The organism is Paeniglutamicibacter sp. MACA_103, from assembly GCF_045798555.1.
In the GTDB taxonomy this organism is placed as follows: Bacteria; Actinomycetota; Actinomycetes; order Actinomycetales; family Micrococcaceae; genus Paeniglutamicibacter.
Map to the genome: position 1 here is coordinate 1 of NZ_JBIXLN010000011.1, position 21,247 is coordinate 21,247.

The 21,247-nt window shown below is 65.5% G+C and carries 17 protein-coding genes; 5 read left to right on the forward strand and 12 right to left on the reverse strand.

The features are described 5' to 3' along the window. Positions 1-17: 17 nt before the first annotated feature. The 10 genes from ACIPVK_RS07030 to ACIPVK_RS07075 all read right to left on the reverse strand — a co-directional run bounded on the left by ACIPVK_RS07030 (position 18) and on the right by ACIPVK_RS07075 (position 12,107). On the reverse strand, positions 18-1,052 hold the full coding sequence (locus tag ACIPVK_RS07030; protein WP_407611246.1) for an LLM class flavin-dependent oxidoreductase: 1,035 nt from the start codon (positions 1,050-1,052) through the stop codon (positions 18-20). Beyond that, positions 1,049-1,699 (reverse strand): alpha/beta hydrolase, encoded by a 651-nt coding sequence (locus ACIPVK_RS07035; RefSeq protein WP_407611247.1) that lies wholly within the window; start codon positions 1,697-1,699, stop codon positions 1,049-1,051. Before ACIPVK_RS07035 ends, ACIPVK_RS07030 begins: the two co-directional genes overlap by 4 nt. 321 nt (positions 1,700-2,020) lie before the next feature. After that, positions 2,021-3,991 (reverse strand): acetoacetate--CoA ligase, encoded by a 1,971-nt coding sequence (locus ACIPVK_RS07040; RefSeq protein ID WP_407611248.1) that lies wholly within the window; start codon positions 3,989-3,991, stop codon positions 2,021-2,023. Next, a complete protein-coding gene (locus ACIPVK_RS07045) occupies positions 3,988-4,596 on the reverse strand; it encodes a cupin domain-containing protein (protein ID WP_407611249.1) in 609 nt (202 codons plus the stop codon). Before ACIPVK_RS07045 ends, ACIPVK_RS07040 begins: the two co-directional genes overlap by 4 nt. Then, positions 4,596-5,612 carry a fumarylacetoacetate hydrolase family protein gene (locus ACIPVK_RS07050; protein WP_407611250.1) on the reverse strand — a complete coding sequence of 339 codons (1,017 nt, stop codon included), beginning with the start codon at positions 5,610-5,612 and terminating at the stop codon, positions 4,596-4,598. The genes ACIPVK_RS07045 and ACIPVK_RS07050 overlap by 1 nt, the downstream gene beginning before the upstream one ends. A gap of 618 nt (positions 5,613-6,230) precedes the next feature. After that, complete coding sequence (locus ACIPVK_RS07055) at positions 6,231-7,079, reverse strand: ABC transporter substrate-binding protein (RefSeq protein WP_407611251.1); 849 nt, start codon at positions 7,077-7,079, stop codon at positions 6,231-6,233. Then, on the reverse strand, positions 7,076-8,107 hold the full coding sequence (locus tag ACIPVK_RS07060) for a fumarylacetoacetate hydrolase family protein (RefSeq protein WP_407611252.1): 1,032 nt from the start codon (positions 8,105-8,107) through the stop codon (positions 7,076-7,078). The genes ACIPVK_RS07055 and ACIPVK_RS07060 overlap by 4 nt, the downstream gene beginning before the upstream one ends. 29 nt (positions 8,108-8,136) lie before the next feature. Then, positions 8,137-9,075, reverse strand: coding sequence for a VOC family protein (locus ACIPVK_RS07065; protein WP_407611253.1), 939 nt, complete (start codon positions 9,073-9,075; stop codon positions 8,137-8,139). Between the two features lie 42 nt (positions 9,076-9,117). Then, complete coding sequence (locus tag ACIPVK_RS07070; RefSeq protein WP_407611254.1) at positions 9,118-10,623, reverse strand: bifunctional 3-(3-hydroxy-phenyl)propionate/3-hydroxycinnamic acid hydroxylase; 1,506 nt, start codon at positions 10,621-10,623, stop codon at positions 9,118-9,120. Between the two features lie 107 nt (positions 10,624-10,730). Further along, complete coding sequence (locus ACIPVK_RS07075) at positions 10,731-12,107, reverse strand: aldehyde dehydrogenase family protein (RefSeq protein ID WP_407611255.1); 1,377 nt, start codon at positions 12,105-12,107, stop codon at positions 10,731-10,733. A 147-nt stretch (positions 12,108-12,254) separates the two neighbouring features. Between ACIPVK_RS07075 and ACIPVK_RS07080 the strand changes: the two genes are divergently transcribed. Both ACIPVK_RS07080 and ACIPVK_RS07085 read left to right on the forward strand, forming a co-directional pair. Beyond that, positions 12,255-13,268 (forward strand): ornithine cyclodeaminase family protein, encoded by a 1,014-nt coding sequence (locus ACIPVK_RS07080; RefSeq protein ID WP_407611256.1) that lies wholly within the window; start codon positions 12,255-12,257, stop codon positions 13,266-13,268. Between the two features lie 27 nt (positions 13,269-13,295). Continuing rightward, positions 13,296-14,315, forward strand: coding sequence for a dihydrodipicolinate synthase family protein (locus ACIPVK_RS07085; protein ID WP_407611257.1), 1,020 nt, complete (start codon positions 13,296-13,298; stop codon positions 14,313-14,315). 429 nt (positions 14,316-14,744) lie between these two features. Here the strand turns inward: ACIPVK_RS07085 and ACIPVK_RS07090 are convergent, their stop codons facing one another. Together ACIPVK_RS07090 and ACIPVK_RS07095 are read right to left on the reverse strand one after the other, a co-directional pair. Further along, positions 14,745-16,127, reverse strand: a complete 1,383-nt coding sequence (locus ACIPVK_RS07090) for an MFS transporter (protein WP_407611258.1) — start codon at positions 16,125-16,127, stop codon at positions 14,745-14,747. A gap of 15 nt (positions 16,128-16,142) precedes the next feature. Beyond that, positions 16,143-17,399 carry a substrate-binding domain-containing protein gene (locus ACIPVK_RS07095; RefSeq protein ID WP_407611259.1) on the reverse strand — a complete coding sequence of 419 codons (1,257 nt, stop codon included), beginning with the start codon at positions 17,397-17,399 and terminating at the stop codon, positions 16,143-16,145. A gap of 125 nt (positions 17,400-17,524) precedes the next feature. On the opposite strand from ACIPVK_RS07095, the gene ACIPVK_RS07100 reads away from it, so the two are divergent. The 3 genes from ACIPVK_RS07100 to ACIPVK_RS07110 are packed head-to-tail and all read left to right on the forward strand — an operon-like array spanning position 17,525 to position 21,008. Continuing rightward, positions 17,525-19,033: a sugar ABC transporter ATP-binding protein gene (locus tag ACIPVK_RS07100; protein WP_407611260.1), complete on the forward strand. Its 1,509-nt coding sequence runs from the start codon at positions 17,525-17,527 to the stop codon at positions 19,031-19,033. Then, positions 19,030-19,989: an ABC transporter permease gene (locus tag ACIPVK_RS07105; RefSeq protein ID WP_407611261.1), complete on the forward strand. Its 960-nt coding sequence runs from the start codon at positions 19,030-19,032 to the stop codon at positions 19,987-19,989. Before ACIPVK_RS07100 ends, ACIPVK_RS07105 begins: the two co-directional genes overlap by 4 nt. Further along, on the forward strand, positions 19,986-21,008 hold the full coding sequence (locus tag ACIPVK_RS07110) for an ABC transporter permease (RefSeq protein WP_407611262.1): 1,023 nt from the start codon (positions 19,986-19,988) through the stop codon (positions 21,006-21,008). Before ACIPVK_RS07105 ends, ACIPVK_RS07110 begins: the two co-directional genes overlap by 4 nt. Positions 21,009-21,247: the final 239 nt, after the last annotated feature.

A 21,247-nucleotide genomic window follows, 5' to 3' on the forward strand; every position in this document is an offset into this window, starting at 1 on the left:
GGCCTTCGTCGTGGACGCTAGTTTTTCAGCGCAGCCCGCACCGCGGGCAGCACCTCGGTGGCCAGCAGCTCGATGGAGCGCAGCGTCTGTGACTGGGACAAGCCGCCGAGCCCTACCTGGGCCAGGAATCGGGTGTGCCCGAGGATCTCGTGCTCCCAGAGGATCTTCTCCACGATCTCCGCGGGGCTGCCGGCGAACACCGCACCGCGCGGCGATGCCCAGGCCTCGAAGGCCGCCCGGTCAAGCCGGCCAGCGCGGGGCATGTTCTGCCCGATGTACGAGCTGTAATGCGGGAAGAACGTGTCCTTGGCTCCCTGCGAGGTTTCCTCGACATAGAAGTGCGAGGTCACCCCGATCTGTCCGGGCTCCCGGCCCGCGGCCACCGCGGAGCGGCGGTAGAGCTCGGCCAGTGGCGCGAAGCGCGGCGGGTCACCGAGAATCGCCAGGTACAGCGGCAGGCCGAGTTTTCCGGCCCGTACGGCCGAGGCGGGGGTCCCGCCCACCGCGGCCCAGATCGGCAGGGACTCCTGGACCGGGCGCGGGAAGACCCCGGCCTCGTGCAGCGGCGGGCGCGTCGAACCATTCCATGTGACCGGGTTTTCGTCGCGGATCTTCAGCAGCAGCTCAAGCCGGTCATCGAAGTACTCGTCGTAGCGCTGCAGGTCCTGTCCGAAGAGCGGGAAGGACTCCAGGTAGGCGCCGCGGCCGGCGGTGAGTTCGGCCCGCCCCGAGCTGATCAGATCCAGCGTCGCGAAGTCCTCGAACACGCGGACCGGGTCGGCGCTGGAGAGCACCGTGACGGTGCTGGTCAGTCGGATGTTCTGGGTCTGAGCCGCGGCGGCGGCCAGCACGACCGGCGGGGAGGAGACCGCGAAGTCCTCGCGGTGGTGCTCCCCCACGCCAAAGACGTCGAGTCCGGCCGCGTCGGCGACCCGGGCCCATTCGAGGATATCGCGCATGCGCGTGGCTGCGTCGATCGGCTGGCCGGCGGAATCGCGGGTGAGCTCGCCGAAGGTGAAGATCCCGATCTCGAACGGATTGGCGGCACTCATGCGCCGGAGACCACCTCGGCGCCGAGCTGGGCGGTGACGAAGTCGCGGACGTCGTCGAGCTCGGCGGCGTTGATGCCGTGGGCCAGTCCCGGGTAGACCTTCTCCACCAGCGTGGAGTGGGCCGGCAGGAATTCGGTGGTGCGGGTGATCGCCACCGGGGCGATGACCCGGTCTACGGCACCGCGGCCCCAGAACACGGCCGGAAGGTTTTCGCGCAGCGACTCGTCGCCGGGCTGGGTGGCACCGAGCACGAATCCGCCGAGGATCACCGGTGCGATGACACGCTCGGGGCGGGTGCGCAGCAGCTGGCTGGCCATCAGGCCGCCCTGGGAGAATCCGACAGGAATGATGCGGCTGGACGGGTCGACGTTGGCCTCGATCCAGGCCCAGATAGCGGCGGTGGCCGATTCGACCGGCGCCGCGTCCGGTGCGCCCGGGGTGGTGATCTCAAACCAGGCTGCCCCGCCATTGCCGAGCTCGAGCGGTGCACGCAGCGAAGCCCACGGCAGGTCGAATCCGAGGGCCGGAGCCAGTCCGCTGAGGTCTTGTTCGTTGGAGCCGAAGCCGTGCAGGAAGAGCATGACGGCATCGGGTGTTTCGGTGGTGGTCCAACCGGTCGAGCGTACGTCGCGCAGTGTCGTGGTCATTTGTGGATCGACTCCTGGGGAAGGGGTGGGAGGGGGAGCTTGTTGCTTCTACGTTCAACGATACACGATTTACTTTAATCTTCAAGCATTGGCGATGAGTTTTTGGCCTCCCTCCGCGAGACTTTGCTGCCTGGTCAAGGTATCGCTGCTGACGAGGCTACAGTTCGCTTGTCCTCATGGTTGCCGTAACTCTCAACCCAATTCACCAGCCAACGGCGAGAACTGTTGAAGCAGAGGCAAAGAAAGCGCCAGAGGCTGGTAAACCGATTTCGGTTCACCAGCCCCTGGCGCTTTGATGTCCAGCCAACCTGCCGGCTCTGGCTACGGCGAGACCGTCTGCCGTTCCAGGGCAAAGCGGGCGTATGCCTTCAACAGCTCCGGATCATCCACCGAACCGAGATCCGCGACGGTTTCCAGTTGCGCACCTTGCAGCATCCGCTTGACGGGAACTTCCAGCTTCTTCCCGGTACGCGTGTGCGGAATTCCGCGCATGAAGACAATCTCGTCGGGCAGGTAGCGGACGGAGAGATGCTCGCGAATGGATTGGGTGATCGCTTCGTGGGCCGCCTCCGGCTTGATGCCCTCGGCCAGGTGGACGAACAGCGGCATGTAGTAATCGGTGCCCAGTTCCGCGCCGACCACCAAGGCCTCGGCAACCTCCGGAAGAGACTCCACGACCGAATAGATGTCAGCCGAACCGAGCCGCAGTCCGTTGCGGTTGAGGGTCGAATCCGAACGGCCATGGATCAGGATGCCCCGGTCCGTGAACTCGATGAAGTCCCCGTGCCGCCACACCCCCGGATACATCGCGAAGTAGCTCTCGTGGTAGCGGCTGCCATCGTCTCCCCAGAAGCTCAGCGGCATCGAGGGCATTGGCTTGGTGACCACCAGTTCGCCCTTGCCCCGGGTCTGATTGCCCACTTCGTCCCACGACTCCACGCGCACCCCGAGGGCCGGAGCCTGGATGTAGCCGACATGTACCGGCAGCGTCGGGGATCCTCCCACGAAGATGGATGCAATGTCGGTGCCGCCACTCATCGAAGCCAGCCAGATGTCACCCACATTGCCGTAGACCCAGCGATAGCCGTCGGCCGAGAGCGGCGACCCGGTGACCTGAAGGGACTTCAGGGCGCCCAGATCGTGATCCCGCATCGGCACCAGGGCTGCCTTCGCGCAGGAGTGGACAAAGCCCGCACCCACACCGAGGACCGCGACCCTCTCGGTTGCGGCAATCTGCCACACCCTATCGACCGACGGGAAGGTGGGGTTTCCGTCGACGAGCACCGCGGTCGCCCCCACGCCCAGGGCGGAAACAACTGCGTTCCACAGCACCCAGCTGGTCGAGGCAACGTTGAGGTATCGGTCCCCCTGACGCAGGTCTGAATGGATGAGGAGCATCTTCATTTCCTCGAGCAAGGCCCCGCCGTGTCCGTGCACGATGCCCTTGGGAATGCCAGTGGTCCCTGAGGAAAACAGCACCCAGAGGGGGTGGCTGAAATCGACGTCGTCAAAGACCAGCTCAGCCGGTTCGGCCACTGCCTGGGCCCACTGAACTGCCGGGGCCCGGGTCTCGATACTCGGGATCGAGGTATGCCGCCCCACCCAGATCACGTGCTCAACGGTGGGGAGCTGGGCAAAGATCTCCTCCAACTCCGCACGGCGGTCCCTGTCCTTGCCGCCGAGCATGTAGCCCGGCGCGGCGATGACGACCTTGGGGTCAAGCTGGGCGAACCGCGAAACGATCGCACCCGGGCCGAACTCCGGGGCGCAGACGGACCAAACGGCGCCGATCGAGGCGGTGGCCAGCAGCCCGGTCACTGCCTCGGCGACGTTGGGGAGGATCGCCACGACCCGGTCCCCGTGGCCCACGCCGCGGGCACGAAGGTGCGCAGCCAGGGAAGCCACCTCGCTGCGCAGCGCATCGAAGGTAACCTCCTCGCGTGTGCCGTCCTCGGCGATGCCGATCAGCGCGATTCCCTCGTGGCCCTGCAACAGGTGCCGGGCAAAGTTGAGGGTGCGCCCCGGGAACCAGCGCGTGTGGGGCATGGGATCGCCAGTGTGCACGGGGCCTGCCGTCCCGCCGAACTCGACTCCCGCAAAACGGGCGAAGTGCTCCCAGAACTGTTCCGGCTCATCCACCGACCATGCCCAGAGCTCGTCGTAGCCGGTGCCGGCGTCGATACCCTGGGCTCCCAGGAAGGCGGCGAAGCGGCCGACGCCGGTCTGCGCAGCATCTTCCGGCTCGGGCTGCCAGATCACCTCCCCGTCGGCTGCTTGGGCGTTGGTGATCATGCGCTCTCCATGGATCGGGCTGCAGCCTTGCGCTGCTCGGCGATCTGGGCCGCGGTTTGCGGCTCGGTCCCGATCAAGACGAACAGGACACGTGCGGTGGTGTCGGTGCGGTTGGACCAGGCGTGGCTGGTGGCGCGTTGCACTGCCACGTCGCCGGCTCGCATGGTCGCCTCGCCCTCGTCCACCAGCAGGGTGATCTCTCCCTCGAGTACGACTGCGTAGTCCAGCGAGTCGGTGCGGTGGAACCAGAAGTGCTTGGAGCCGCTGTGCTCGGCTCCGGCCTCGGCTTCTTCGTGCCCGTCGAGCTCACTGAAGATCACGGAGCCCGCTTCGTCCGGATAGACGGCATCCGGCGGGAAGTCGGCGATGCGCATGATTGTTTGGCCGGGGGCGGGGAAGCTGGGGATCTCGACCTCCGCCGAGGCCGGGTCCGCGTCGGTGACGTGGTCGATGGGTCCGGCGTCGGTCAGCCAGGGCACGGTGGCACCAAAACCGGGAATCAGGTCCGAGGACCAGTGGTTGGGTGCCGCCCCGTCCGAAAGGATGATGGCGCGTCCCGTGTCGTCGTGCCCGGTGACAATTCGGCGAACTGGGGGCCGGGTCATCAGGCCACCCATTCTTCGTGCGGGTAGGTGCGGGGCTCGGGCCACCAAGGGGCCTTTTCGCGTTCGGTGGAGATGGGGGTGCGCAGCGTGCCGACGCCCTCGAGCTCGAGCTCAATGACGTCGCCCGGCTTGAGGAACCTGCCGATCTCCACGCCGGCTCCGAAGCCCATGGTGCCCGATCCGATGAGGTCGCCCGGCTGCAGGCGGTCGGAGATCGAGACGTAGGCCAGCAGCTCCGCCGGGGTGTAGACGAAGTCCTCGACCTTGGTCTCGGAGAGTACCTCGCCGTTGACGCGGATCTGGCCGCGCAATCCCTCGATGGAGTCGATTTCGTCCATGGTGGTGACCCAGGGGCCAATGCCGTAGCCGAAGTCCTTGCACTTCTGCGGGCCCATGCCGATGGCCATTTCCGGACCTTGGATGTCGCGGGCGCTGAAATCGTTGAAGATGGTGATGCCGAAGAGGTGCTCCAGCGCGTTGTCAGGCGTCAGGTTGCTGCCCGACTTGCCCACGACGTAGCCGACCTCGAGCTCCCAGTCGAGGGCCTCGGTGAAGTCCGGGTAGGGCAGTTCCTGGTTGTGGCCGTAGGACATGGCCGTTGTCCCCTTGAAGTAGCCCGGGCGCTCATAGATCGAGCGCGCCGGCTGGGCCTTGGCGACAATCCGGTGGAAGTTCTGGATGTGCTGCTCAAAGGTGAGTCCATCGCGGATGACCGGCGAGTCAACGGCGGCGCGCCAGGAGACCTCGTCGATGGCGTACGAAGCGTCGTCTGCCGCGGCCAGCGCGTCGTGCGCGGCATCCAGGAAGATCGAGCCTCCGCCGATTCCCGCTGCCAGGCTTCCGGGAAGCACTGCCAGGGCGAGTGCACGGGCACGGTCCGGCTCGGCTGCCTTGCGCTGAAGCGTCAGGGCGTAAGCGCGGGCCAGGTCAATGACCCGGCCCTGTTCGGGCTGGGCCGCGACGAGGCGGATCTGTTCGCCGTCGGGCGTGGGCACTGCAATTCTTCCGATTTTCATGATGGCTCCTTTGAACTTCATTCATACGATACGTACAGTATCGCATCGATGTGACGCAGTTGGCAATAGGCAGGGGTCGCACCGGCATAGGTCCCGCGGACTGCAGCGGCACACGGCTCCGCGCTCACGGCGGATCTTGAACATGGGCGCAATGAGGCAGGCGCAGGCCCGGAAGCGCCGGTTCCGATTCGTCATCGGGGGTCGCACGCTTCCAACGCAGCGACGGCGTAGTCAAGAACGGTCTTGGCCCGCTTACTTGGCCTTGCCTCCGAGAGCCAGATGGCTACCACCGAGATAACGCCGCTGCGGGGGCCCTACGATCGGGTAAACATTGGGAGACCCTCGCTCGAGACGGACAGCTGGGTGCTGTGGCCCCGCGACGGCCAAGCCGACAGACGGCCGATTACCGCTTCTTCGTGTTGGTTCAAGAGAGGCCGCGAGTTGTAAGCGCGAGCATGATCTGCACACACATGCTCTTTCCCAAGTGAGGTAACACTGCAGCAGACAATTCAGGAACACGGCGGGGACCGAGCGTTCGATGGACCGCATGGAAATGCCCACGGATCCGGGACAATCCAAACGTCATCTCATTGAGACTCCGCGGTACGAGGCGTTCAATTACCTACCGGTTGCGGATAGGGTGGCCCGCTCGAGCGGAACGGCGGCGCAAAGTCCTTCGATGTCAATGCCGGGTGGCAGCATGCCCAGGCTTTTACGGATCTGTGTCAGGAGGTCCAAACCGCCGTGGTCAACGTCAAGCGTGCGGGCCCGCGAATCCCAGGCAGTCGCGGCCGCTGCCTGGTAACCGCAGCGTTCCAGCAGCTCGATGCCCTGGGCATCCGCCATGGAATTCCCAGCCATGACCCCGCGCACCAAGGCGCCCAAGTAGTGTTCCAGATCCTGGGTTTCGAGGACCTCTGCACGGACCACCAGTCCCTGGCCCGGGAGGTCCGGCAGCAGCACATTGACATCGACCATACGGGTGAACCCGGCCTTTTCGGCCAGTTTGTCGAACGGCGGCCCGAGCAGTGTCGCATCCGCGCTGCCGTCCAGCAGCGCATCCAGGCGTTCGCGCACACCACCGACCACCACAAAATCGACCTCGATGCCGGCGTCCCGCAGCAGTCGCTTGGCGATGAGCGCGAACCCGTTGTCTGGGGCGTCCACCGCGAACCGGCATCCTGCCAGATCCGCCAGCGTTTTTGCCTCGCCGCGGGCATGGATGCCCAGCGGCGTTCTCGCCTCGACCTGTGCCACCAGGCGAAGGTCGGCTCCGGCCCTGGTCCATTCGAAGAGGTTGTCGATCGCCGTGATGGCCATGTCTTGTTCCCCGGCAAGCAAGGCCCTCAGCTGCTCCGCGCTCGAGGTGGTCCGGGTGGGGACCACCTGAACGCCTCTCAGGAATCCCAGCTCGGCCGCCAGCAGATGGGACACCGGCGGCACGAAGTGGCTTTGGCGAAGGCTCACGCGGTGGCTCCGCCGGCCGCTGCGACAGCGACCGGCCGATCCACGTACCAGGGAGGCAACTGCCCGGAAGGCCCACGGACCGTCGAGCGTTGGGTGCCGAGACCGGAGATCTCCGCCTCCATCACGTCACCGTCTTGCAGGAACCGGCCCCAATGCGAACCGTTGCCCGCCGGCGAACCGGTGATAAGCACATCCCCGGGCAGCAGCACTGCAACCGAGGAGGCATAGGCGATCAGGCTCGGGATGTCGAAGAGCAGGTCATCGGCCAGGGCATCCTGCATCACCTGGCCGTTGAGGCTCAGCCGGATCCGCAGCTTCGTCGGGTCCGGCACGAACCGCTTCGGAACCACATAGGGACCGGAGGGGAAGAACGTTGGCTGGTTCTTCGCGCGGAACCAGTCGGTGCCCATCATCGCGATGTCGCTGCGCGGCACGAGCGCGCGCGAGGTGACATCGTTGACGATCGTGTACCCGGCCACAAAATCGAAGGCGTCCGCAGCCGAGACCCGGTGCGCCCTGCGGCCGATGACCACGCCAAGCTCCAATTCCCAGTCGACGTTGCCGCCGACATCCGGCAGTTGCACGTCGTCGTAGGCGCCGCAGACCGCCGAGGGGATTCCGGTCCAGACATAGGGGTCGCCCGTGCGCCCGCGCTCATCGATTTCGGCAGCCGCGTCGGCTGCCAGTTGCTGCGCATCGGCACCTTCGGCACCGAGCTTGTGGGCCACGCTCATCTGGACGACGTGTTCGCGGTAGTTCGCCCCGGCGGCCATGATGGTGCCTACCGGTTGCACCGGCGGGCACACCTTCAGTCCCTCCAGCGGGCGTGCACCGGAGGTTGCCAGATCCAGCCGCTCGAGCGCATCCAAGTGCGTTTCCCAGTCGGCGAAGAGATCCCCGATCCGGGTCACGCCCGGCAGCACCGTGCGCAGGTCAACCACGGTGTCCCCGAAGACTGCCCCGGGAAACTGCACCCCGGCATCCTCAAAGGTGCCCAGCCCGAATCCGATGACAGGTGCCTTTTCCATGAATCCTCCGTTGCTCATCATCGTCCGTGCTATACCGGTGGCGGGACGAACAGGCCCTTGTCCTTGTCGTTGAACATCTCCTTGGTGATGAAATCGTCCATGTCTCCGCCGGTGCCCCACTGGTCGGAGGTTTCGGGTTCGCGCACGTCGAAGATGCTGGGATGCCAGCTGTCCTCGTCGATCACGTCCAGTTCGGTGGTGTACTCCATGGTGTTGCCGTTGGGGTCCAGGAAGTAGGTGAAGGTGTTGTCCCCGGCCCGGTGGCGGCCCGGCCCCCAGAGCTTCTGGTGGCCCGAGCGCATCAGCTTTCCGGTGCCGCGCATGTACTCGTCGATGCCTCGCAGCTCGAATGAGGCATGCTGCAGCGAAGCGTGCGGGCCGCGGGCGATCGCCATGGAGTGGTGCTGCGCATTGCAGCGCATGAAGTAGAAGAGGTCCCCGACCTGCGGGTGGTTCAGGGTGTCGGAAAGGCGGAAGCCCAGGTGCTGCTCGTACCAAGTGCGCATCTTTTCGGGCTCCGGGGAGTTGAGCACCACGTGGGAAAGGCGCACCGGGATGGCTTCGCGTTCCTCGATCTTGCGGTGCTGACGCACCTCGACGTCGGATGAAACCTCGATGGTGCGCCCCTCCAGATCAAAGAAGCGGAAGCCGTATCCCCCGCCGAGGGTCTTGAGGTCATCGGGTTCGCCGATGAGCTTCACGCCTTTGGCGATGAGGTCCGAGGCAAGCTGGTCCACCGAGGAGTTGTCGGCGGCGCCGAACGCGACCATGTCAAGGCGCTTTTCGTCGGCCTTCCGCACGCGCACCGAATACTGTTCCGGGGAGCCCTCGGCGGCGAAGTAGGTGACCCCGCCGTCGTCCTCCATTTCGGTCAGTCCCCAGTGGTTCTTGTAGAAATCGACCTGCTTTTGGTAGTCGGGCACCGCGATGTCGAAGTGCCTCAGGTGTGTGATCGGGCTGAATGCCATGATGGTCTCCTGTAATTCGTTCCGTTGGGGGCGTAGGTGGTTTTAGTGGTGCGCCGGCACGTTGCGGCCGACTTGCGGGATGCTGCCGATGAGGCGTTCGAAGTCCTCGGGGGTATCCCCCAGGCCCAGGATGTAGCGGTCGGGGCGAACGACAACGATCTTGGCGCCGGCGGCCTCGAGGATCTGGCCGACCTTGGCCGGGTCAAAGAGGACGACGATTTCGTCATTTCCATCCAGCTGCTTGCGCAGCGAGGAGGGGAGCCCGGCATACAGTTCGCGGGTGGTTGCCACCAGGAAGCGGGAACCGACCATGTCATCCAGGCGCACCCCGTCGGCGAGGATCGGCTGCGTGGCCAGACGGCCGGCGCGTTCGTCAGTGCCGCCTTCATGCAGGCCCGGTCCCAGCGGGGGCGCAACGGGTGCCGAAGCTGCCGGGTTAGCCCGGATGAAGGCATCGCGCTGCTTGGCGACCTCCGCGTCCGTGGTCTGCAGGAAGCCTGCGGCGTTGGCCGCCTGCTCGACCCAGAACCGTGCGTGCGGCAGCCGCTCGGACTCATAGGTGTCAAGGAGGCTGTCATCCGCTGCACCGCGCTTGACGGCGTCCAGCTTCCACACCAGATTGGCCACATCGCGCATTCCCGCGCACAGGCCCTGCCCAAAGAGCGGCGGGGCCTGGTGCGCGGCATCGCCTGCCAGGAAGATGTTCCCGGCACGCCACTGTTGGGAGATGCGTCCGCGGAACGTGTAGGTCGCCAGCCGGTCCGCGGTGAATTTGTCTGCCGGCAGCACGCCGTGGCTCAGGCGTTCAAGCCCGGCCGAGGTCGTGATTTCCTCGGGATCGTCCCCGGGCATCAGCATGAACTCCATGCGCACGCGCTTGCCGGGGAGCCGGATCCACAAGGCGGGCCGGGTGTGGTGGCCCAGGAAGATCATGTCGGAGGTCAGCCCCGGACTGCCTTCAAGAATCCCGTCGGCGACCAGCCACTGCGTATCCTCGCCCACTCTGGCGCACTCGATACCCAGCGACTTGCGGCTCTGCGAGCGGGCTCCGTCCGCGGCGATGGCCCAACGGGCACGGATGAGGGATTGCTCGCCATCCGCGTTTTGCACCGCGACCTCGACGCCTTCGCCGACATTGCGCACCGAGAGAACTGTCATGCCGCGGCGCAGCTCGACACCGGGTAATTCCTCGACGACTTCCTGCAGCAGGACTTCGATGTCAGGCTGGTGGAAAGTAAGGTCGTCGTGCCAACCCTGGGCCCCAAGCCGGCCGGTCGGGACGGAAATGAGGACCTCGCGCTCCTCGTTCTCGATGTGCATCGAGGCCATCGGCAAGGTTGCCTTGGCGAACCGCTCGGCCACCCCGAGGGACTGGAGGGTACGGAAGGTCTCTCCGTCGAAGTGCACGGCACGGGCGGTCGGCCAAGCCTGGACCTCGCGCTCCACGCCGATGGCCCTCAGGCCGGCGCAGCCCAGCAACGCCAGGGCGGTGACCCCCACGGGTCCTCCGCCAACCACCACTACGTCAACATCAATGACGTTTGCCATCTCACTCCTTCATATTCAGTACGTATCGTTTCGAATAAATGTAACACCCGTCACGAGGCCACACAAGGGGACCAATCCGGTTCCGGGTGATCGTTGGGCCCCCAGGCTCAGGCCTTCCAAACGGTCTTGAGGTTGCAGAACTCCCGGATGCCGTCGGCGGCGAGCTCGCGCCCGAAGCCGGAGCGCTTAATTCCGCCAAAAGGCAGTTCCTGGTAGGAAACCGTCATGCCGTTGATGAACACCGCACCGGCGTCAAGGTTTCCCGTGAACCACTCTTCTTCCAGTGCGTCGCTGGTCCAGACGGAGCTGGAAAGTCCGAAGGTGGTCTGGTTGGCGATCCGCAGGGCGTCCTCGCGATCCGTCGCGCGGTACAGCGAGGCGACCGGCCCGAAGGTCTCCTCCTGGATGATCCGCATCTCTTCGGTGAGACCGGCGAGCACCGTGGGGGCGTAGAAGAAGCCCGGGCGCTCGGGGGCCGTCCCGCCGGTCAGCACCTGGGCACCAAGGGCTCGCGCGTCCTCAACGAGCTCGGCCAACTCGTCGCGTCCGGACGCGGTGGCCAGCGGTCCCACCTGGGTTGCGGGGTCCAGAGGGTCTCCGACAACCAGCTCCGACATCAGCTTCGCGAATTCGGCGGCGAACGCGTCATAGACCTCCGCATGAACGATGAAGCGCTTGCCTGCAATGCAGGACTGGCCATTGTTGCTGATCCGCGCGCGCACGGCCGTCGCGGCAGCGGCGGCAACATCGGCCGAGGGCATGACAATGAACGGGTCGGAGCCGCCCAACTCCAGCACGGATTTCTTCACGTGGTCAGCGGCGATGGAGGCCACCGAGCGTCCTGCCGGTTCGGAACCCGTCAGGGTCACCGCCTTGACCCGGGCGTCGGCAAGCACCGAACCAACCTCGGAGCCGCCGATCAGCAGCGTACGGAAGGAACCTGCCGGGAAGCCCGCCCGCTCAAAAAGCGTGTCGAGGAACAGTGCGGCCTGGGGCACGTTCGAGGCATGCTTTAGCAGTCCGGAGTTGCCTGCCATGAGCGCCGGGGCCGCGAAGCGGATGACCTGCCAAAGCGGGTAGTTCCACGGCATGACCGCCAGGACGGTGCCCAGTGGCTCGTAGCGGGTCCACGCCCGGCTCGCACCGACACTCGACGGGTCCGCCAGCGGGGCATCGGCCAGGAAACCCTCGGCCTCCGCGGCATAGAAACGCATGGCCTTGACGCACTTGTGCACTTCGGCGACCGATTGCGCGATCGGCTTGCCCATTTCGACCGTGATCAGTTCACCCAGGCCTTCGGCCTGGCCCTCCAGGCTGTCCGCCGCAGCCAGCATCCACGCCGCGCGCTGGGCAAAGGTGGTGCCGCGCAGCAGGCGCGCCGCTTCGGCGGCTTCCGCGATGCGGGCCTGGACTTCCTCAGCCGAATGCGACTCAATGATCATTTCGGTCGAACCGGTGGTCGGGTTGACGGTTGCGATTGCCATGGGCTGGGATCCTTTTCCTGGAGACGTGTTCTCTGTCACGACTATATAGGATACGATTCGTATCGGACACCATTTGGGATTGACAAAATGGATCCGCCCGCACCCGCAGCCCGTGGACCGGCTGCCCGAGATCCAAGGAGCGCCTCTATGAGCACCAATGGCGAGCTACCGAAAAACCTTCCACTATTTCTAACCGACGCCGATGTGGCCAGCCTTTCGGACTGGGCCGCGGCAATCGAGGCCATCCGCACCGCGTACAAGGCTCCCGGCGACGAGGCCGGAACTCCGGGGCGGATCTTTGCCCAGACTCCTCGGGAATGGTTGCGGATCATGCCCTCGGTACCGCCCAGCGGCCAGCTGTTCGGGGCCAAGTCGATCGCAGGGTCCTTCGCGGACGGCCTGCGCGTCAGCTATTTGATCTCGCTCTTTGACAAGGACACCGCGGACTTGGTGGCGCTGGTTGACGGAAATCGAGTGACCGGTCTGCGCACCGCAGCGACCACCGCCGCGGGCACCTCCACGATCGTGCCGCGGCGGCCGCTGGTCGTGGGAGTGGTCGGCTCCGGCTTTGAGGCGCGTTCCCACCTGACTGCCTTCTCCCACGTGCTCGAGTTCGCCGAAATCCGCGTGTTCAGCCCGACCCCCGCCAACCGCGAGGCCTTTGCGGCCGAGTTCGATGACGCGTTTGGCGCTCCCGCACGGGCCGTCGGCTCGGCCCGCGAAGCCGCGGAAGGAGCGGATCTGATCCTGTGCGCCGCACGCTCCCGCGATGAATCCCCGACGCTGCAGGCCGACTGGGTGGGCAATAACACCGCGGTGGTATCCATCGGTTCCACCACGGCAGCCCAGCGTGAACTTCCCGCTGAGCTGATCGCCCGTGCAGCGGTGGTTGTGGTGGATTCCCGCGACGAGGTCGTTAACGACAGCGGGGACATGATCGCAGCCCGGTCACACGGCGTCGATGTCGATTCGATTGTTGTCACACTCAATGCCGTCCTGTCCGGTGAAACCGAGATCGACTCGGAAAACGGGATCAGGATCTACAAGTCAACCGGTTCCGGACTGCAGGACATCGTGGTTGCCGAGATGCTCGTGGAGCGCGCCCGCGCCGAGGGCATCGGCACCGTCCTGCCCGTCGGCATCGTCACCAGCCGCAAATAACACCTCACAGACACTTAGGAGAACACCATGGTGGAATACACCAAAGCCGAAGCCCGATCCTGGGCCAAGGAGAACTTCACCGGCACCGTCGCGGTGACGCACCCATCCTTCACCCCCGATTTCTCGGGTATCAACGAGAATGCCATCCGCCACGACATCCTCTTACTCAAGGAACGCGGTTACGCCGGTTCCCTGATCATCGCCGAAGCGAATGTGACCCCGGAGGAAAACGCCCGGATCACTGCCGTCGCCCGCGAGGCTGCCGGGGAAGACTTCGGGCTTTTCTTCCACGCCATTTTCGGCACCCTGGAAGAGAACATCCACGCGGCAAATCTGGCCACCGCCGCCGGCGCCGACCGCGCCCTGCTGGCCTACCCCTCATCGTTCTGGCCGACCTCCTACGACGAGGTCTTCAACTACACCAAGCGCTTCACCGACGAAACCGACCTGGCCACCATGCTGTTCCCGCTTCCGGCCTGGGGCTTTGAGCGCATTCACCCGGCGGGCATGAGCGTTGACTTCGTGCGCCGTGTCCTGGATGCAATGCCGAGCATCGTCGCCATCAAGGCCGAGCAGGGCTACCCGGGCATCCCGGGCCTCATGGAGATGTACCACCACTTCCGCGACGAAGTGGTGATCTCCTGCCCCATCGAGGCCGAGCTGATCCCCCTGATGTCGGTCATGGATATCCAGTTCTCCGGCACCGCGAATACCAACTGGATGGGCGATTACTACCCCAAGGCCTTCGATATGGCCCGCAACGGCAAGTGGGAAGAAGCCATGAAGCTTTACTGGCAGACCCAGCCGGCCCGAGCCGCCAATATTGCTGTTTCGTCCACTTCCACCCCTGGCACCAGCGTTATCAACCGCACCCAGTGGAAGTACCAGGAATGGCTCTCCGGATTTAATGGCGGCGCACTGCGCCCGCCGGCAGCCCGGCTCCCCGACCGTTTCATGAAGCAGCTTCGCGCAAGCCTTGAAGCCTCCGGGCTGCCCGTCACCGATTCGCCTGACTCCGAATTCATGCGAGGACGCGTCAGCGCCTAAGTGCAGCCGGTCTTGTGCCGGCACCGGGAAACCCCGTGGAGGACCGAACCGGATTGGTTCGGTCCTCCACGGGGCTTCTTTCTTGGGGAGGCCTTCCGGCACCTGCACAAGCAACCGGTTGTTGGCCGCTCGGGCACGGGCCGTGTGGACCTCGCCGCCCAAGGGGCACCGGGAACGAATCGTTCGTGGCCACCAATACGGATCCCCGCTGGGAGGGCGGATTTCCAGAACGGACAATATTTCTCCGGCCGCGTAACCCGCGCAACTCGTGTCCGGCCCGGCCGCCGAGTTACACGGGGCAAAGAAACGGCATGGGCCCCCTCACCGGTATTGATTCGACATCAATTGGTGAAGGGGCCCATGCTGTTCCGATTCATGCCTGGAGCGGCGCAGGATCCCGGCCATGGTGGCAACGGGAACCCGGTGCAGTCAATCCATGGCGGTGGCGCGCTCGGTGCTTCCTTGTTCTAGAGCTGGGACAGTTGGAACGTCTTCGATGAGTTCCGGCCCCTGGGTCCGCCGCGACCGCGCACGAAGCCCCGCCAACGAACCGAGAAGCACTCCGATGGGCAACAGCAGGACCAAGAACAGGCCAGAAAGTCCCATTCCTCCGGCGATCAGCGTGCCACCGGCAATACCGCCGGTGGCAGCCCCCAGCCGTCCACCGAATTCCGCCACGCCTATGCCTGCACCCCGCATGCCGGCCGGGTAGGCCATGGCTGCCAAGACGCTGCGTGTGGGGCCAAGGGCGCTTGGCAGAATGAATCCAGTGATTCCCAAAACCACGAGCAGGGATTCGAAACCCGGATCAGGCAAGAGGTAGACCACGACCGACATGGCGGCAGCCAACCCGAGGACAATCCCGATGACCAGGAAACGTGACATCCGGACCAGAATGGCGCCGAGCACCACCCCGCCCACGACACTCGCCAATCCGTAGACACCGACGATGGTGCTGCTCTGCACGGTGTCGAGTCCCGGCTTGGGCAGCTGCAGCAATGTCGGCAGGTACTGGGCGATCAGCAATTGTGTGCCCAAGGAGAAGAAGCCGAAAAGCCACAACAGTACGGTGGTGAGGGCGATTGGACGGGCCAGAATGCTCCCCGCCGGCCCCTTGGGCCTGGATCGCCTGCCCGTCGAACCAAGGCCAGCCGTTGACACGATGCCAGTCGCCCGGCTCTTGGCGGCAAGGAATGCAGGGGATTCGGGGACCACTGCTGCAAGCACCGCGATCACTGCCAACGGAATCAGGCCTGCAACCACGAGTAACACGCGCCATCCTGCGGTGGGAATCAAGGTGCCGGCCAGAATTGCCCCGACAGTTGTCCCCAGGCCCACCCCGGCGTACGCGGTGGCCAGCAGCGCCGCGCGCCGATGCTCAGGAACCAGGTCCGCCAGCAGGGTGTTTCCCGACGCCATGGCGGCGCCCATCCCCAGGCAGGCCAGGATCCGCCAGGCGGCAAATGCCGAGAAGTCGCCCGAGGTGCCGCCCAGCGCGGTGGCCCCTCCGAAGATCAGAACGCTGCAGATGAGTACGGACTTGCGTCCCCATCTGTCGGACAGGCCGCCTGCCGCGACGGCACCAAGGCCCATGGCCAGGAAGCCAACGGCCACCACGAAGGCAATGCCGCCGCCGACGGAGACGCCCCAGCCCTTGATGAGCGTCGGGAATACGTGAGCGACAATCGTGACGTCCATGCCGTCGCAGAGCAGGACAAGCGTGATCAGGCTGAAGTAGATCCAGTGCTTGGCTGTCAGGCGCTCGGAGAGCGAGCCTTGGGCGGATCGGGCGGGTTCATTTCTCTTGCTCAAGGCTCGCTCCATCTTTTATTTCCCCGGGTTCGCGAAGAACTCGTTGAGGCGCTCGGTGGGCAGGTAGTCATCCGGTGCGCCGGCCAGGTCGGTCAGGTCACTGACATCCCATGAGGGGTCCGCAATGGCGGCGAGGTTTTCCCGATTGACGATCACCGACGGTTCAACGATCTGGTTGATCTTCGGGCCCTCGCCCTTCAGGATCCGCAGGGCCACGTCGACCACTGCCTCACCGGTGCGCACCGACGGAGTCGTGGTGCCGAAGTACGGGTAGTCGGGATTTGCCAGCGCCCAGGAGGAGAACCCGTGGCTGGAGCCGTCGTCAGCGATCGGCGGGACCTCCATGCCCGATTCCTCGAAGGCGTTGCGGATGCCCACGCCCATCGTTCCTGCCTGCAGCACGGCGTCAACGCCGGCGGGGTTGGTGGCCAGGAACTTCTGGACCTCGGCCTGGGCCGTGGCCGGCTGGAAGAAACCGGTGACCGATCCGGCGACCTTGATGTCGGGGCAGTTTTCCAGGACTGCGTCGATGCCCAGGGTTGCGAAGGTGGAGACCGGGATGCCGGGGATGCCGTCGACGCGCAGGACGTTGCCCTTGCCCCCGATGGCCCCCACGGTTCCGGCGGTGACCTGGGCGATGGCGAGCGGGGTGTTGCGCGTGACGCTCACTGCGTACTCGGAATCGATCGGCACCTGGGCGGCGACCAGCGGGATTCCGGCGTCGTGGGCGGCCTTGGCCAGGTCCACTGATGGCTCCGGGGCGATGGCCGTGTAGATGATCACGTCGGGCTTGAGCGAGAGTGCCTCGTTGAACTGCTGAAGCTGCAGGGGAACGTTCGACGGATCGTCCGGGGCGAATTCGCCAACGACCTCGACGCCCTCCGCCTTCAGGGCCTTGCGGATCGATTCCGACATGGAGGCGATGAAGGGGCTGGCCGGCGGCATGCCCACGATGGCCGCAGTGAAGCCCTCAGTCTTCTTTGACTTGTAATCGGCCCATGCCGACTTCCGGACCTCGTAGGGGTACAGGTCGTATCCCGCGGCGATTTCTTGGGGGAAATCGGCCAACAGGCCGTTGGGATCGTTGGCCGCATCCGTCGGCAGCGAACCGCAGGTGCCGGCGGCCGGCGATGCCTGCGCGACCGGGGCAGAGCCGGAGGCGGCGGGTTCCGCCGGCGCCGATGATGCGCATCCGCTCAGGGCCAGGGCGCCGGCCCCCAGGATCGCGGCGCCGAACGTGGTGAAGCGGGGGAAAGATGACGTCTTCTTCATGGTCTATCTCCTTGCCGAGTGAAACGATTCGTATCGTATGGAATTAGAGTGCCACATGCGGTACGATTCGTCTAGTTTCGAATGAGATCCACGCCACACAACTCGCATTTCTTAGGAGATCCTCCGTGAACAACCAACCCACCGGCCTGGTGCTCTCCGGGGTGAGCAAGCGCTTCGGGGCCACGCGTGCCCTCATCGACGGGGACCTGCATCTGCGGCCCGGCGAGATCCACACACTTTTGGGCGAAAACGGCTCGGGCAAGAGCACGCTCGTCAAGATCATGGGAGGCGTCCACCGGCCGGATTCCGGCACCGTCGTCTTGGACGGCGTCCCCGTCACCAGCCGGTCGCCACGAGCCTCTATGGATCTGGGGATTGCCACGGTGTTCCAGGAGGTCCTCACCGCCGGGAGCCAATCGGTCCTCGAGAACGTCTGGCTCGGATCCCACGGGACCTTCCGCCGCGCCCTGCCCCGCGCCGAGCAGCGCTCCATTGCACGCGACGTACTGACCCGCATTGCCGGGGACATACCGCTGGATCTTCCCGCCGGACAGCTCTCGCTCTCCGAGCGTCAGTCGGTGTGCATTGCCCGTGCCCTGGTCCGCAAGCCCAAGGTCCTCATCCTTGACGAGTCGACGGCCGCCCTTGATGTGAGATCCCGGGACCGGCTCTTCGTCGAGATGCGCCGACTCGCGTCCGAGGGAACAGCCATCTTGTTCATCTCGCACCGCATGGACGAGGTCGCGGAGATCTCCGACCGCGTCACCGTCCTGCGCTCAGGGCGCACCGTATCCACCGTGGAGCGCACGGAGCTGTCCATCGACCGGTTGATCTCGGACATGACGGGAAACACCGGCCACACCGAGACCCGACGACGGCCGCACGATCCCGGGGAGAGAATCCTGCAGGTATCCTCCGTCCGCCTGGCCCCGGAGTCGACCCCCATCGACTTCGAGCTGCGCGCCGGCGAGATCGTGGGCCTCGCCGGGCTCGAGGGCCACGGACAGGACCAGTTCATCAAGCGCCTGGCAGGCCTCGAAGCCGGGGCCGGCAGCGTCGAGCGGCTTCTGGCCGAGGGTGCGGCCCAGCTCACCGAGCGCAACGGCGATGACCTGGGGGTTGCCTACCTGCCGCGCGAACGTCGCGGCGAGTCGCTCTTCGAGTCCATGTCGATCAGGGAAAACTTCGCGCTCCCGACCCTGGACCAGCACCGCCGCGGCGGGCTGCTGGACTCCGGCAGCATCAACCGGAAGTTCGAGGCCTTTGCCCATCTGCTGTCCCTGCGTTTCGGTGCCGCGCACGATGCCATCTCCACCCTCTCCGGCGGCAACCAGCAGAAGGTGCTGCTGGCCCGCTGGCTTGCCACCGACCCGAAAGTCCTGCTGCTGAACGACCCCACCCGCGGGGTGGACATCGGGACCAAAAGGGAAATCTACGCGATCCTTGACCGGCTCAGCTCAACTGGCATGGGCATCGTGGTCCTCTCCAGTGAGGTCGAAGAGCTCGTGGACCTCGCCGACCGCGTTCTGGTCTTCCGCGACCAGGCGGTATTTGCCCAGATCCCCCACGCGCAGCTTTCCACCGAATCCATCGTCGCCGCCTACTTCGGCCAGAAATCAGAGGTCCTCACATGAACCGCGTCCTGACCCTGTTCCAGCGCTGGCCCTTCGCCTTTGCCTTGCTGCTCGCCCTGGTGCTGCTGGTGCTGAACCTTTTCGTCTCTCCCTCATTCCTCTCCCCCGCGCGCCTGCCCGGAACCCTGGCCACGCTGGCGCCGTTCGTGCTGGTGGGATTCGCCTCCACACCCTCGATCCTCGCCGGCGGCATCGACATCTCGGTCGGCCCCCTGGCCACGTTCATCAACTGTTTCTTCGTCGCCATCCTGATCCCCGCGGGGCTGGGCAACTGGCAGGTCGCGGCTCCCATCATCCTGGCAGTGGCCGCCGGCATCGGCGCCCTGAACGGAATCCTGATCGCCGTGGTTCGCCTGCACCCGGTCGTCGCAACCACCGGGATGCTGTTCCTGCTCGTGGGCATGTCGCTGACCATCGCGCAGAACCCTGTGGCCGCACCGGACAACTGGACCGAGGTCTTCGCCGGAGGCATCGGCATCCTCCCGGGTGCCCTGCTGACCATCGGCGCCGCCGGGCTCATCTGGTTCGGCCTGCGCCGCACCGCATTTGTCAGCAATCTCTTGGCCACCGGCGAGAGCGATGTCTCCGCCTACGGGTCCGGGGTCAACATCAAGGCGATCCGGATCCTGGCCTATACGCTCGGCGGGCTGTTTGCCGGAATCGCCGGAATCGCGTTGACCGCCATCGTGCAGTCCTCGCAGTCTTCGCTCGCCACCACCTATGCCCTGTTGGGGCTCGCCGCCGCGGTGCTGGGCGGAACCAGCCTGGCCGGTGGGCGCGGCGGCCTGTTGGGCGCCCTCTTCGGAGCGCTCTCCATCTACCTGCTCCAGCAACTGCTCACCGCCTCCGGCGTGGCACCGAGCCTCATCCAATTCGCCTATGGCTCGGTCCTCGTCCTTGGCGTTGTGCTGGGCGCAACGCTGCTGGCCCCCCGATTGAAGAGGAAAGCATCATGACCAGTGACACCCTGTCCCCCGCACCGGCGCCCGCCGTCCGGACCCCCCGGACCTGGGCCAGGTTCAAGGCCTGGATCTTCGAGGTCCCTGCCCTGCAGGTTCTGGTCGTGGTGGCCCTGGCGACCTGGCTGGTCATCACCATCCCGGCCATCGCAAACCCGCGGTCCATCACCTCGATCCTGGTCATCAGCTCCCTGCTCGCGCTGGCCGCCATGGGCCAGACGCTCGTGGTGATCCTGGGCGGACTGGACCTGGCCGCACCCGGCTACATCCTCTTCGGCGCCTTCGTGGCGGCAAACGTGGCGGGCAAGCTCGCCGTCCCGGCGATCGTGGCAGTGCTGATCACTGTCCTGCTCTGCGGCGGCATCGGCGCCCTGATCGGCTGGATCTGCCACCGCTTTGCGGTCCAGCCGCTGGTCGTCACGCTGGGCACCGGCGCGGCACTCACGGGCGCGACGTTGTTCCTCGCGGACGGCGATTATTCCTCCGCCCCGCCGCAGGCGTTGCGTTCCCTGGCAAGCCTGCGCGGCACCACCTTCGGCATGCCGTTCCCGCCGATCATCCTGATCGTGCTGCTGTGCGGGGTGGGCATGTGGATTTTCCTCAACCGCACCGCGGCAGGGCGTCGCTTCCACGCGACGGGAGTGAATTTCCGCGCCGCCCGGTTGACGAGGATCCGCACCTCCGCCGTCTGGACCCTCGTCTTCGCCGCCTCCGGCGCATTGGCCGGGATCTCCGGCATCTTCATTGCCGCCTACGGTTCGGGCTGGTCGCAGACCATCGGTGAGCCGTATCTGTTCTCCGGCCTGGCCGCCGTCCTGGTGGGCGGCACCATCTTCGGCTCGATCCGCGGCAGCTACACCCGGACACTGCTCGGCGCCCTCACCCTCACCATCCTGTCCACGATCATTGTGAGCAACGGACTCTCCGAGGCGCAAAGCCGGATCATCTTCGGCATCATCATCCTGGCCGTGGTCTCGCTTTACGGCCGCGAACGCCACGTGCGCGACAGGTTCTGAGTTCCGGTCCTGCTTGCACATACAACAGATGAATGAAGGCCATTGGTTCGGGGCTGAGACAATGCCCCACAGCTTGTGGCGCATCCTACTGGCGCAACATCCGCACCATTCCGGGCAAGGCTCAGGGTAAGGAGGAATGCCAGGGGTACACGGCCGAAGGGCCGAAACACGGCAGATCCCGCAGCAGCTCGTTGCAGAGGATGCCTGATCCGGTCAATGCAGCGCAACAACCAAACAGT

Coding starts and splice junctions, on each gene's coding strand:
- ACIPVK_RS07040 (WP_407611248.1), bottom strand. CDS start 3,991: ATGATCACCAACGCCCAAGCAGCCGACGGGGAGGTGATCTGGCAGCCC.
- ACIPVK_RS07110 (WP_407611262.1), top strand. CDS start 19,986: ATGACCAGTGACACCCTGTCCCCCGCACCGGCGCCCGCCGTCCGGACC.
- ACIPVK_RS07035 (WP_407611247.1), bottom strand. CDS start 1,699: ATGACCACGACACTGCGCGACGTACGCTCGACCGGTTGGACCACCACC.
- ACIPVK_RS07065 (WP_407611253.1), bottom strand. CDS start 9,075: ATGGCATTCAGCCCGATCACACACCTGAGGCACTTCGACATCGCGGTG.
- ACIPVK_RS07030 (WP_407611246.1), bottom strand. CDS start 1,052: ATGAGTGCCGCCAATCCGTTCGAGATCGGGATCTTCACCTTCGGCGAG.
- ACIPVK_RS07075 (WP_407611255.1), bottom strand. CDS start 12,107: ATGGCAATCGCAACCGTCAACCCGACCACCGGTTCGACCGAAATGATC.
- ACIPVK_RS07045 (WP_407611249.1), bottom strand. CDS start 4,596: ATGACCCGGCCCCCAGTTCGCCGAATTGTCACCGGGCACGACGACACG.
- ACIPVK_RS07050 (WP_407611250.1), bottom strand. CDS start 5,612: ATGAAAATCGGAAGAATTGCAGTGCCCACGCCCGACGGCGAACAGATC.
- ACIPVK_RS07080 (WP_407611256.1), top strand. CDS start 12,255: ATGAGCACCAATGGCGAGCTACCGAAAAACCTTCCACTATTTCTAACC.
- ACIPVK_RS07095 (WP_407611259.1), bottom strand. CDS start 17,399: ATGAAGAAGACGTCATCTTTCCCCCGCTTCACCACGTTCGGCGCCGCG.
- ACIPVK_RS07060 (WP_407611252.1), bottom strand. CDS start 8,107: ATGGAAAAGGCACCTGTCATCGGATTCGGGCTGGGCACCTTTGAGGAT.
- ACIPVK_RS07085 (WP_407611257.1), top strand. CDS start 13,296: ATGGTGGAATACACCAAAGCCGAAGCCCGATCCTGGGCCAAGGAGAAC.
- ACIPVK_RS07070 (WP_407611254.1), bottom strand. CDS start 10,623: ATGGCAAACGTCATTGATGTTGACGTAGTGGTGGTTGGCGGAGGACCC.
- ACIPVK_RS07105 (WP_407611261.1), top strand. CDS start 19,030: ATGAACCGCGTCCTGACCCTGTTCCAGCGCTGGCCCTTCGCCTTTGCC.